This window comes from Polynucleobacter finlandensis (genome assembly GCF_018881755.1).
In the GTDB taxonomy this organism is placed as follows: domain Bacteria; phylum Pseudomonadota; class Gammaproteobacteria; order Burkholderiales; family Burkholderiaceae; genus Polynucleobacter; species Polynucleobacter finlandensis.
Genome location: NZ_JACVPS010000008.1, coordinates 13,015 through 25,750, shown reverse-complemented (window position 1 = coordinate 25,750; position 12,736 = coordinate 13,015). Strand labels below are relative to the sequence as shown.

The 12,736-nt window shown below is 45.6% G+C and carries 13 protein-coding genes; 11 read left to right on the top strand and 2 right to left on the bottom strand.

Annotation, left to right across the window (positions count from 1 at the left end):
• Positions 1-135: 135 nt before the first annotated feature.
• From ICN49_RS06690 to phoR, 11 genes are all read left to right on the top strand, one after another.
• Positions 136-810 (top strand): RlmE family RNA methyltransferase, encoded by a 675-nt coding sequence (locus ICN49_RS06690; RefSeq protein WP_216166907.1) that lies wholly within the window; start codon positions 136-138, stop codon positions 808-810.
• Between the two features lie 148 nt (positions 811-958).
• The gene (gene ftsH, locus ICN49_RS06685) at positions 959-2,839 is read left to right on the top strand and encodes an ATP-dependent zinc metalloprotease FtsH (RefSeq protein WP_216166906.1); all 1,881 of its coding nucleotides are present in this window, start codon (positions 959-961) and stop codon (positions 2,837-2,839) included.
• 15 nt (positions 2,840-2,854) lie between these two features.
• Complete coding sequence (gene folP / locus ICN49_RS06680) at positions 2,855-3,709, top strand: dihydropteroate synthase (RefSeq protein WP_216166905.1); 855 nt, start codon at positions 2,855-2,857, stop codon at positions 3,707-3,709.
• Between the two features lie 52 nt (positions 3,710-3,761).
• Positions 3,762-5,111 (top strand): phosphoglucosamine mutase, encoded by a 1,350-nt coding sequence (gene glmM / locus ICN49_RS06675; RefSeq protein ID WP_216166904.1) that lies wholly within the window; start codon positions 3,762-3,764, stop codon positions 5,109-5,111.
• Positions 5,112-5,238: 127 nt separating this feature from the next.
• A complete protein-coding gene (gene pstS, locus ICN49_RS06670; protein ID WP_216166903.1) occupies positions 5,239-6,267 on the top strand; it encodes a phosphate ABC transporter substrate-binding protein PstS in 1,029 nt (342 codons plus the stop codon).
• Between the two features lie 70 nt (positions 6,268-6,337).
• Positions 6,338-7,324 (top strand): phosphate ABC transporter permease subunit PstC, encoded by a 987-nt coding sequence (gene pstC / locus ICN49_RS06665; protein ID WP_216166902.1) that lies wholly within the window; start codon positions 6,338-6,340, stop codon positions 7,322-7,324.
• Complete coding sequence (gene pstA / locus ICN49_RS06660; RefSeq protein ID WP_216166901.1) at positions 7,321-8,187, top strand: phosphate ABC transporter permease PstA; 867 nt, start codon at positions 7,321-7,323, stop codon at positions 8,185-8,187. Before pstC ends, pstA begins: the two co-directional genes overlap by 4 nt.
• 8 nt (positions 8,188-8,195) lie before the next feature.
• Positions 8,196-9,032 (top strand): phosphate ABC transporter ATP-binding protein PstB, encoded by an 837-nt coding sequence (pstB, locus tag ICN49_RS06655; protein ID WP_216861166.1) that lies wholly within the window; start codon positions 8,196-8,198, stop codon positions 9,030-9,032.
• A 12-nt stretch (positions 9,033-9,044) separates the two neighbouring features.
• The gene (gene phoU, locus ICN49_RS06650) at positions 9,045-9,749 is read left to right on the top strand and encodes a phosphate signaling complex protein PhoU (protein WP_216166900.1); all 705 of its coding nucleotides are present in this window, start codon (positions 9,045-9,047) and stop codon (positions 9,747-9,749) included.
• Between the two features lie 16 nt (positions 9,750-9,765).
• A complete protein-coding gene (phoB, locus tag ICN49_RS06645; protein WP_216166899.1) occupies positions 9,766-10,479 on the top strand; it encodes a phosphate regulon transcriptional regulator PhoB in 714 nt (237 codons plus the stop codon).
• A gap of 51 nt (positions 10,480-10,530) precedes the next feature.
• Complete coding sequence (gene phoR, locus ICN49_RS06640; protein ID WP_216166898.1) at positions 10,531-11,829, top strand: phosphate regulon sensor histidine kinase PhoR; 1,299 nt, start codon at positions 10,531-10,533, stop codon at positions 11,827-11,829.
• Positions 11,830-11,852: 23 nt separating this feature from the next.
• On the opposite strand, the gene ICN49_RS06635 is transcribed toward phoR, so the two are convergent.
• Entirely contained in the window at positions 11,853-12,053 is a 201-nt protein-coding gene (locus ICN49_RS06635) for a hypothetical protein (RefSeq protein ID WP_216166897.1), read from the bottom strand.
• 81 nt (positions 12,054-12,134) lie between these two features.
• On the bottom strand, positions 12,135-12,614 hold the full coding sequence (locus tag ICN49_RS06630; RefSeq protein ID WP_216166896.1) for an MgtC/SapB family protein: 480 nt from the start codon (positions 12,612-12,614) through the stop codon (positions 12,135-12,137).
• Positions 12,615-12,736 lie beyond the last annotated feature (122 nt).

Below are 12,736 nucleotides of genomic sequence, written 5' to 3'. Positions count from 1 at the left end.
TCGATGATAGAGCATTGGAGTAGCTAAATTCCGGCTTTAAGGGCAACTTAGTGCGGTATTTACTGGCTTTTGAGTCGATTCCTTTTGCCTTACGAGGCGGAAACAGGGAAAATAGGCGGCGAAAGTGGGTAAGTTGTGGCAAAGAATAAATTCAATAAAAGTTGGTTGCAGGATCATTTACAGGATCCCTATGTGAAGATGGCTCAAAAAGAGGGCTATCGCGCTAGGGCAGTCTATAAGCTCAGCGAGATTGATGAGGAAGATCACCTCATCAAGGCGGGCATGACCATCGTGGATCTGGGCAGCGCTCCCGGGAGTTGGTCTCAGTACGCTCGCAATCGTTTAACGGAGCTCGGCAAAAGCAATCCTAAGATCGAATCTGGCAAGCCTGATGGCACCATTATTGCGATCGATATCTTGCCGATGGAAGATATCGCTGATGTGAGCTTTATCCAGGGCGACTTTCGTGAAGACGAGGGCTTGAAGGCTCTTGAGGCGCTTTTGCCGGTTGGCGCCAATGGTAAGGTTGATTTGGTGTTATCGGATATGGCCCCCAATCTCTCAGGAGTAGGCGTGGCAGATGCTGCACGGATGGCCTTTTTGGCTGAAATAGCACTCGATTTTGCACTTGCGCATCTCAAGCCTGAAGGGGCTCTATTGATTAAGTGCTTTAACGGTAGTGGCTACAGTCAGATCGTCGAATCCTTCAAGAAGGTCTTTAAGAACGTTGCCTCTAAAAAGCCCAAAGCTTCCAGGGCACGCTCTTCCGAAATCTTTTTGCTGGGTAGAAACCTAAAGTCACCCAAATAAGCGCCCAATAAGCTTCAATACCCACCTAAAACCTAGGGTTTATCAAATAAATATGCGATTAGGTCTTGAAAAAGCCTAGTAGTAGAATCAAATACTTAGGTATAGCGATTCGCTTTAACTCCCGGACCAATCCGGCAAAGGACTCAATTTGAACAGCAATATGTTCCAAAAAATCGGTGTATGGCTCATTGTGGGCCTAGTGCTGTTTACAGTTTTTAAGCAGTTTGATAAGCCAAAAGAGCAGACTCAAGTTACTTACTCCCAGTTTATGGATGATGCCAAGGCTGGCAAAATTAGGCGCGTTGAAGTGCAGGGCAGATCTAATCTCACGGTTACCCCTGTAGACGGCAATAAGTACAGCCTCATCTCCCCAGGAGATATTTGGATGGTTGGCGACCTAATGAAGTACGGCGTGCAGGTTACTGGTAAGGCTGAAGATGAGCCAAACATGCTAACTTCTGCTTTGTATTACCTCGGGCCAACCTTATTGATTATCGGTTTCTGGTTCTTCATGATGCGTCAGATGCAAGGCGGCGGAAAAGGCGGGGCATTCTCCTTTGGTAAGTCTAAAGCGCGCTTGATTGATGAAAATAGTAATACCATTACTTTTGCTGATGTTGCAGGTTGCGATGAAGCTAAAGAAGAAGTCTTTGAGTTGGTCGAGTTCTTAAAGGATCCACAGAAATTTCAGAAGCTTGGTGGACGCATTCCACACGGCGTATTACTCGTAGGTCCTCCAGGTACCGGTAAGACTTTGATTGCCAAGGCAATTGCTGGCGAGGCTAAAGTACCTTTCTTCTCAATCTCCGGTTCTGATTTCGTAGAAATGTTTGTTGGTGTCGGTGCATCTCGCGTGCGCGATATGTTTGAGAACGCCAAGAAAAATTCACCTTGCATCATCTTTATTGATGAGATCGATGCAGTAGGTCGTCATCGTGGCGCCGGTATGGGCGGCGGTAATGATGAGCGCGAACAAACTCTGAATCAAATGTTGGTGGAGATGGATGGTTTTGAAAGCAATAGCGGCGTCATCGTTGTTGCTGCAACCAACCGTTCAGATGTCTTGGATAAAGCCTTGTTACGCCCAGGTCGTTTTGACCGTCAAGTACATGTAGGTTTGCCAGACATTCGTGGTCGTGAGCAGATTCTGCAAGTGCATATGCGTAAAGTGCCTATTGATCCTGATGTAGATGCAGCAGTACTGGCACGCGGTACTCCAGGTTTCTCGGGCGCTGACTTAGCTAATCTCGTTAATGAATCCGCTTTGTTTGCTGCTCGTCGTAATAAGCGCGCAGTCGATATGAAAGACTTTGAAGACGCAAAAGACAAGATCTATATGGGTCCTGAGCGTAAGTCTGCAGTGATGCGTGAAGAAGAGCGTCGTAATACGGCGTATCACGAGTCTGGCCATGCGGTTGTGGCAAAGGTCTTACCTAAAGCTGATCCCGTTCATAAAGTGACCATCATGCCGCGCGGTATGGCATTGGGCGTTACTTGGCAGCTTCCAGAATTTGATCGCGTGAACCTCTACAAAGATCGCATGTTGGAAGAGTTGGCTATTTTGTTTGGTGGTCGTGCCGCTGAGGAGTTGTTCTTGCATTCCATGAGTACTGGCGCATCCAATGACTTTGAGCGCGCTACAAAAATGGCTCGTGACATGGTGACGCGTTACGGTATGAGTGATAGCTTGGGCACGATGGTCTATGTTGATACCGAATCAGAAAGTATCTTCGGTCGCAACAGCACTAAGACTGTTTCTGAGTTGACTCAGCAAAAAGTAGACGCTGAAATTCGTTCGTTGATTGATAGTCAGTACGCTTTGGCTAGATCTATCCTTGAACAGAATCGTGACAAGGTTGAGGCTATGGTGGCTGCCTTACTGGAATGGGAAACCATTGATGCAGGGCAGATCACCGACATCATGGAAGGTCGCCCGCCACGCATACCGCCACCACCACCTGCAACGCAGTTTGGTAACTCTGCCGGTACCCCAGGTCCAGCGGCAGGTAGTGCACCAGCGACTGCCTAAACCCAGTCTCTTGGTATGGTGAATACAAATCTGCCCGCAACATGGCGTTGCGGGCGTTTTCTTTTTGATTTTAGTAAACGCAAGCGCCCATTAGTGATGGGTATTCTCAATGCCACACCAGATTCATTTTCTGATGGCGGTAAATTCAGAACAGCAACAGATGCAATCGCTCAAGCAGAATTGATGATCAAGAGCGGTGCCGACATAATTGATATTGGTGGTGAATCAACGCGGCCCGGAGCAACACCCGTTGCCCTGCAAGAAGAGTTAGATCGTGTGTTGCCAGTGATTGAAGCGCTCAAACATTGCGGAGTGGCTTTATCCATCGATACCTATAAAGCAGAGACAATGCGTCAAGCTTTAAGAGCTGGTGTTGATTGCGTCAATGATATTTGGGCACTGCGCCAAGAGGGTGCCATCAACTCAGTTTTGGAAAGCAGTGATTGCGGTATCGTTCTCATGCATATGCAACGTGATCCCGTGACAATGCAATTTAATCCTGAATATAAAGATGTTGTGACTGAAGTGATTGCCTTTTTGCAAGAGCGAACCGACACTCTGATGGATGCGGGTATAGATAAAGATCGTATTGCGATCGATCCTGGTTTTGGGTTTGGTAAAAGTCTGGAACATAACCTGCAAATGCTCGCCCATTTTGACTTATTCTTAAAACTCAACTATCCAGTCTTGGCTGGGGTTTCTAGAAAGTCGATGTTGGGCAAAGTCACCGGAAAAGAAACCAATGAGCGTGTTGCTGCCAGTATTGCGGCTGCCGTGATGGCGGCCGATCGTGGCGCCAAGATTGTCAGAGCGCATGACGTGTCTGAGACAGTAGATGCCTTAAAGCTTTGGGAAGCGGTTCAGTTCTAAGAGTCAAAACCAACATAGCCAACTAAATACTCACAAGTTTTATAATTAACCCATGAAAAAACAATACTTTGGCACTGATGGTATCCGCGGGGAAGTAGGGCAGTTTCCGATTGTTCCGGAGTTCATGACCCGTCTTGGTTATGCTGCTGGCAAAGTATTAACGCGTGACGCGAAACCTGGTGAGCGTTGCAAGATTCTGATTGGCAAAGATACTCGTGTTTCAGGATATTTATTGGAGGCTGCCTTAGAGGCTGGCTTTGCTGCTGCTGGTGTAGATGTCATGCTGTGCGGCCCGATTCCAACGCCAGGTGTTGCATATCTCACGAAGGCTTTACGTTTATCTGCTGGCTTGGTGATTTCAGCTTCGCACAATCCCTATCAAGATAACGGTATCAAGTTTTTCTCAGCCAATGGTGATAAGTTATCGGATGATTTTGAGTTAGCCATTGAAGCTGAACTAGAAAAGCCGATGGGTTGCGTGAGCTCAAAAGAGTTGGGTAAGGCGTTTCGTCTGGATGATGCGGCTGGTCGCTATATTGAGTTTTGTAAATCCACTTTTCCTGGAGATCTCAATCTTAAAGGTTTGAAGTTGGTAGTCGACTGTGCCAATGGTGCCGCGTATCACACTGCGCCTCCGGTATTTCATGAGTTGGGTGCCGAAGTAATTTCCATTGGTGTGAGCCCAGACGGTCGCAATATTAACGATGGCTGTGGCGCCACTGCACCTGCTGCGCTGATTGCTAAAGTCAAAGAAGTTGGGGCTGATCTCGGTATCGCTTTGGATGGTGATGCTGATCGCCTGCAAATGGTAGACGCCACCGGCAGATTATTTAATGGTGATGAGCTCCTCTATGTTCTCGCTAAAGACCGCATCGCTCGTGGTCAAGCATTGGGTGGAGTGGTTGGCACCCTGATGACGAATTTAGCGGTTGAGAACGCCATTAAGGGCTTGGGTATCGGATTTGAGCGTGCCAAGGTGGGTGACCGTTATGTATTGGAAGTGCTAAAACAAAAAGGTTGGATCATTGGCGGCGAAGGATCCGGCCACTTGTTATGCCTAGATCAACACTCCACTGGCGATGGCACGATTGCAGCACTTCAGGTCTTAGCTGCCATGAGTCAAAACAAGCAAAGTCTGGCCCAATTACTCGATTCAGTAAAAATCTTTCCGCAAGTGCTGCTCAATATCAAATTTAAGGCTGGTTACGACTGGAAGTCTGACGAAGCCCTCAATAAGCAGATCGCCAAAGTTGAATCAGAGCTTAAAGATGTTGGCAGGGTCCTCATTAGGACATCTGGCACAGAGCCCCTCCTGCGGGTGATGGTGGAAACAAAAGACGCTGATACTGCCACGCAAGCAGCCAAGAGCATCGCTGATTTGGTACCAATGGCCCAATCATAAATAGCTCCTAAGTTATTGAAAGAATTAAGATATTTGATTTATGACTGATTTGTCATAAAACGGTCATACATAAACCGTATTGTTCTGAGTATCGCGACATTGCGTTATTTCACTAGGAACAGATTAAATGAAATCATTCTTCAAAAAAGCATTAGTTGTTAGCGCGGTTGCGTTATCAATCACCACAGGCGCAATGGCAGCCGAGATGACTGGTGCTGGCTCCTCATTTATTTACCCAGTTTTAGCTAAATGGGCTGAGGCCTATAAAGCCAAATCAGGCAATAGCTTGAACTATCAGTCTATTGGCTCTGGCGGTGGTATTAAGCAAATTAAAGCAAAAACAGTCGATTTTGGTGCGACTGATGCCCCATTGAGTTTTGAAGAGTTAGAAGCGGGCGGCATGGTTCAGTTTCCAGCAATTATTGGCGGTGTAGTGCCAGTAGTGAATATTGATGGCATCAAGCCAGGCCAGTTAAAACTATCTAGTGATGTTTTGTCAGATATTTTCCAAGGCACCCTGACTAACTGGAATGACAAGCGCATTGCCTTGTTGAATCCAGGTTTGCAGATTCCTGCGGGCGATATTACTGTGGTTACTCGTGCTGATGGTTCTGGTACAACAGCTATCTTTACGAATTATCTCTCTAAAGTAAATAAGAGCTGGAAAGATGCAGTAGGTTTTGGTGCTGCTGTAAAGTGGCCGGCTGCCTCTACTGTTAGCGGCAAAGGTAATGAAGGCGTTTCAGCTAACGTAACACGCATCAAGAATTCCATTGGTTATGTAGAGTATGCATATGCTAAGAAAAACAATATGAGCTATACCCAGATGAGAAATGCTGAAGAGAAGTTTGTTGAGCCATCAGCCACTTCATTCGCTGCGGCTTCTGCTGGTACAGATTGGTCTAAGTTCCCAGGCATGAATACTTTTATTACTAATGCTCCTGGTGCTAACTCTTGGCCTATCACTGGCGCTACATTTGTTGTTGTTTACAAAAAGCCAGAGAACAAAGCAAATGCTGCTGAAGTATTAAAATTCTTTGATTATGGTTTCAAGGACGGCAAGAAAATGGCTGCAGATTTAGATTATGTAGCAATGCCTGACAAAACGACTGATTTCATTCGCAAGAGTGTCTGGTCGCAAGTGCAGGCTAAGTAATCCTGAATTCTTCAAAGCTGGCCCCAAATATTTTTGGGGCCTTTTTTCTTAATTTTTCGTAAAAGTGATTATGAACTCGTCGGCCTCTCTGAATCTGTCAAGTGCCAAGGCAATCAGAATTGCTCGCAAGCAGCGTATTCAAGATTTTCTGTTTCATGCGGTTACGCAATTCTTCTCACTGTTAGTGCTCTTTGCTCTGATGGGAATCATTGTTTCATTGTTTATCAATGCTGGTCCTGCTCTCAATGAGTTTGGCATTGAATTTTTCTTTGACAATGAATGGGACATTATTAACGGCAAGTTTGGCGGTCTGATTGCAATTTATGGAACCTTGCTTTCCTCTGTGATTGCATTGGTCATTGCAGTTCCTCTCAGTTTTGGCATTGCAGTATTTTTAACGGAGATTTGCCCTGGGTATTTGAAGCGCCCCTTGGGCACGGCGATTGAATTATTGGCAGCTGTGCCATCCATCATTTATGGCATGTTTGGCCTTTTTGTGTTTGCACCCATTTTTGGTGACTATATTGAGCCAGCACTTCAGGCAACTTTAGGAAAAATTCCCTTTTTAGGTATTTTATTTTCTGGCCCCACTAACGGCATCGGTATGTTGTGTGCCGGTTTAATTCTGGCAATGATGATTCTCCCGTTCATTGCCTCCGTCATGCGCGATGTATTTGAGATTGTTCCCCCTGTTTTAAAAGAGTCAGCCTATGGCATCGGCTGCACTACTTGGGAGGTGGTTAGTAATATTGTGCTGCCATACACCAAGACTGGTGTGATTGGTGGCGTAATGCTAGGATTGGGTAGAGCCTTGGGTGAAACGATGGCCGTAACTTTTGTGATCGGCAACGCCAGCAGAATTTCACCATCCTTATTTGCCCCTGGCAGTTCGATTGCCTCTACTTTGGCCAATCAATTTGGCGAGGCTGAGGTTGGCCTCCACTTCTCCTCATTATTTGCCTTAGGCTTGGCGCTGTTTTTTATTACATTTGTTGTTTTGGCTTTAGCAAAATGGATGCTGATTCGGATGGAGAAGAGTCAGGGAGTTAAGACATGAGTCAGATAGTTAATATTGATCAAGCAGTGTTTGCTAAACGTAAACGCACCAATAAAATTGGCCTTATTCTTTCCTCGTTCGCGATGGTATTGGGCATGGTTTTCCTGATTTGGATTTTATCCGTGTTGTTTATTAAGGGCTTCTCGGCTATTAATCTCAATATGTTTACGCAAAGCACTCCTGCACCAGGCACAGAGGGCGGTGGTTTAGCAAATGCAATAGTTGGTAGCTTGATGTTGATTGTTAGTTGTACATTAATTAGTACTCCAGTTGGAGTTTTGGCTGGCTTATATCTATCAGAATATGGCGATAGAAGTCGGATAGCTGGGGTCACACGATTTGTGACCGATATTATGTTGTCCGCGCCTTCTATTGTGATTGGCTTATTTGTCTATGCGCTTTTTGTTGCACAAGTAAAGCATTTTTCAGGTTGGGCGGGAACTATTGCTTTGGCTTTAATTGCAGTACCGGTAGTAGTTCGAACAACTGAAAATATGTTGCGTCTAGTTCCAGGTAGTTTGCGCGAAGCGGCTTATGCATTGGGTGCACCAAAGTGGAAGGTAGCCTTTATGATTACCTTAAGAGCGGCACAGAGCGGCATTATGACTGGCATCTTGTTGGCCTTAGCCCGTATTAGCGGTGAGACAGCGCCATTGCTATTTACCGCCTTAAATAACCAGTTCTTTTCAACTAATATGAATGCGCCAATGGCAAATTTGCCAGTGACTATTTTCCAGTTTGCTATGAGCCCTTACGATAATTGGGTCAGTTTGGCGTGGGGTGCTTCGTTATTGATTACTTTTGCTGTATTGGGCTTAAATATTTTAGCTCGAGTAGTGTTCCGCGAAAAGGTACAGGCATGATGGCCAATATGAAAACAATGTTTGACTTAAATCAGATCGATAGTCAAGGGGGTAGTGTGAACGTCGCAACTAATGGGCAGCCGATAGCTGCTAAGAACGCAATTGAGGTGCGTGACTTAAACTTTTTCTACGGTTCCTTCCAGGGCCTAAAAAATATTAACTTGGATATCGAAGAGGGTAAGGTCACTGCGTTTATCGGACCTTCAGGATGTGGCAAGTCGACCTTACTGCGTACTTTGAATCGTATGTATGACCTCTATCCTGGTCAGCGTGCAGAAGGTGAAATTAATTTTTATGGCCAAAATATTTTGGAGCCAGGACAGGATTTAAACTTGCTTCGCTCACGAATTGGCATGGTTTTTCAGAAGCCAACACCGTTCCCTATGTCAATTTACGAGAACATTGCGTTTGGTGTTCGTTTATATGAAAAGCTTTCTCGCTCTGAAATGGATGAGCGGGTAGAGTGGGCTTTGAATAAAGCTGCCTTGTGGAATGAAGCAAAAGATAAACTCAACCAAAGTGGTTTATCCCTCTCAGGCGGACAGCAACAACGTCTTTGTATCGCTCGCGGAGTTGCAGTCAAGCCCTCTGTTATTTTGTTGGATGAACCAACTTCTGCTCTTGACCCAATTTCAACAGGGAAAATTGAAGAGTTAATTAACGAGTTAAAACATGAATATACGATTGCCATCGTGACGCACAATATGCAACAAGCTGCCCGTGTATCCGATTACACTGCGTATATGTATCTTGGTAGCTTGATTGAGTATGGCAAAACTGATGAGATTTTCATTAAGCCTAAGCGTAAAGAAACTGAAGATTACATTACCGGCCGCTTCGGTTAATTGGAGATAACAATGCCAGATAAACACCTATCATCACAATTTGATGCCGATTTAAATTCTCTTTCTAGCCGCTTGCTAGAAATGGGTGGCTTAGTTGAATCACAGATTTCTACTGCTATGCGTGCTTTCACGCAAATGGACTTAGAAACTTGTAATGTCGTTATTCAAAACGAAAAGTTAGTGAACGATCTTGAAGTTCAAATTGATTCAGCTTGTACTGAATTGATCGCGCGTCGTCAACCTACCGCAAGAGATTTGCGTTTGGTCATGGCTGTGTCTAAAGCAATCACCAATCTTGAGAGGGCGGGCGATGAGGCAGAACGCGTTGCTAAAAGAACGAAGCGTTTGATTGAGGCTGGCGCTCCACACAACATCAATGTAGCAGAGATCCGATTGTCTGGCCAAATGGCTATTTCACTTCTACGTCGCAGTCTTGACGCCTTTGCTAGATTGGACACAATTGCTGCGGCAGCAGTGGTTGAGGAAGATCGCCAAATTGACGAAGAGTTCCGTGCTTTCGTTCGTAAATTGATTTCCTACATGATGGAAGATCCGCACACCATCACCACTGGATTGGATATGTTGACCATTGCCAAAGCGATTGAGCGCATTGGCGATCATGCAAAAAACATTGCAGAGTTTGTGATCTACATTGCTAAGGGATCTGATGTTCGACACATCCCCCATGAGGATTTAGTTCGTGAGGCAAATAAGTGATTATTGGGGCTTAAACATGACCCATCGCATATTGGTTGTTGAAGATGAGCCTTCGATCGCAGAATTAATCGCCATTAATCTTACTCATTCTGGATTTGAGGTTGAGAAGGCAATGCAAACAGATGTTGCGCTGAATATGATGCGCGATGAGCTTCCTAATTTATTGATTTTGGATTGGATGCTTCCAGGTAAGTCTGGCGTGCAGTTTGCCAAAGAGCTGCGTGCCAACGAGCGCACACGGTTTTTACCCATCCTGATGCTCACAGCTAAAAGTGAAGAGTCCGATAAAGTTCTGGGGTTGGATTCGGGGGCTGATGATTACGTCACCAAACCTTTTTCCCCTAAAGAGTTGGTTGCTAGAGTAAAGGCTTTATTACGCCGCCAAACGCCCGTAGAGGAAACCGGTCCTCTTGCTATCGGCCCGTTACAGCTAGACCCTGTCTCGCATCGTGTATTGGCCGTTTGGCCGAATGTGGAGCCCAAACCAATTCCCCTTGGCCCCACTGAATATCGGATCTTACAATTTTTCATGGCAAATCCAGAACGCGTTCATTCCCGGACCAATCTCTTGGATAAGGTTTGGGGCAATGAGGTCTATATTGAAGAGCGCACTGTTGACGTTCATATCAAGCGATTGAGGGCTGCCTTAGCCCCCATGGATTGCGATCGCTATATTGAGACAGTTCGCGGGAGTGGTTATCGTATTACCAAGACTCCCACGCAGACTTAAGCTCTTTTTGAGCTTTTTCCATTTAAACCCCAAATGCTCTAAGATTGCGGCATGCTATCCGCTTTAAGTAGATTCGTCTTCATTGTTTGCCTGGCATTTATTGTCGCCTACGTCGCCCTGATCAACTGGGGTGAAAATATCGCCATTGCTGCTGGAATTGCTGTTTTGGCCATTCCACTGGTTTACTCCTACATTAATTTGGCCCGCTTACGCAAGTGCGTGCTAGCAGACACCGTCGAGTCGATGCCGCTGCCTAGTGGATTTTGGGAAGAGGTGTTTTTCAGATTGCAACGCCTGGTGCGCAATCTGAAGCAGCAAATTAGAGTCACCGAACAACAGCATGATCGATTTATCGAAGCTTTTCAAGCTTCACCAAACGGTATCGTCATGCTGGACGATCAAGATCAAATTGAATGGTGCAATGCTATTGCTGAACGCTTCTTTGGTTTGAACTTTAAGCGCGATGCCTTGCAAAGAATTAATTTTTTAATTCGTCGCCCTGAGTTTGTGCAGTATTTAAATAAACGCCAATTTGAAGATCCTTTGTTGCTCGAAAGAATGGGTTCGGATTCGAATTTAAGCCTGATGATCCAGGCTTTTCCTTTTGGCGATAAGCGTCACCTGTTATTAGTGCAAGATGTCACCGATTTACAAAAAGCAGATGCCATGCGGCGTGACTTCGTGGCAAATGTTTCTCACGAAATGAGAACGCCAATTACAGTATTGATGGGTTTTTTAGAAACCGTCCAGTCTCTTGAGTTAGAAAAGTCACAGAGAGATCAGTATTTCGACATGATGATGTCGCAAGCCCAGCGTATGAAAAGCTTAGTTGAGGACCTGCTAACCCTAGCAAATCTAGAGTCTAATACCTTGCCGGCGCCTATGCAGGTCGTGCAAATCCCCACGATGATGGCTTTATTAAAAAATGATGCTGAAGCTTTGTCGCACGGAAGACATGCGCTCAATTTTGAAACCACCACTCCTTGTAAATTAATGGGCGATGAGCGTGAACTCTTATCGGCCTTTAGCAACCTAGTATCCAATGCCATCCGGTATACACCGGATGTTGGATCGGTCAGCGCCAAGTGGAGCGTGAACCCACAAGGACAGGGAGAGTTTTCTGTAGCTGATACGGGGCCAGGCATTTCTTCAGAGCATTTGCCGCGCTTGACGGAAAGATTCTATCGAGTAGACAGAAGCCGCTCTAGGGATACTGGTGGCACTGGACTTGGTTTGGCGATTGTCAAACATATTGCCAATCGTCATCAAGCTCAACTTGTCATTGAAAGTACGGCTGGAAAGGGTAGCACCTTTACTTTGCGCTTCCCTAAAGAGCGGGTTAGCGAATAAGCATTAGCCGCAGCGCTTTACCCTCAATCTTTTTTCTTTTTCTTTTTCTTTTTAGATTCTTTAGGCAGCTTGTCTGCTTTGCCGTTTGCGTAGAGACACCAGACTTTGATTTCTTCTAAAAGTTCATTCAAATCTTCGTAGGAAAGATTTTTAAAGTCTTGCAAGCCAATACTCCCAGAATCCTGGAGTTGCTTAACGGCGTCTTCGTACTGATATTTGCTCATGACTTTATCTATTTAGATTGCTGATTTTGGGAATGCTACCAAACTAATATGACAAAAGTACTTTTTACCCGCATCATGGGTTTACTGGTCTCGATCTGTTGAAACCTCGGATTCCTGCTTAATCCCAGTAAGTTTGGAGGCTAGCCGCTCTAGAGGCCCCCCAATCACTAGGGTGAGCAAGATAGTCGCCAGTGCTAGGCCGCCAAGGACAAACTGCCCACCCCCAAATGCCGCGCCGATCAATGCGCATGACCAGAGACTGGCAGCAGTAGTTAGCCCATGAATCTTTTGTGAGCTTCGCTCCCGAATAATGACCCCAGCACCTAGAAATCCAAGTCCAGTAATCAGCCCCTGCAATACCCGACTAACTGCTTGAGCATCATCTTTTACAAAGTCGCTGATCAGCATGATGGCTGTGGCTGACCCAATGGCAACCAGGCTATGCGTTCGGATCCCAGCGGATTTATGGTGGAGCCATCGGTTAAGGCCGAGGATGGTTCCTACTAAGAGGGCTAAAGCCAGGCGAATGGCGATATTGCAATACAAATCCCATTGTTCCATTTCAAATCCTTATGCATGGCGTTAATTCTGCCGTATTTACTTATCTTAACAACATACTTCCGGACTTTGTTAACGCAACCGCAGATCGCATCGGGGTAACATAAGATATTCCCCCAATAAGA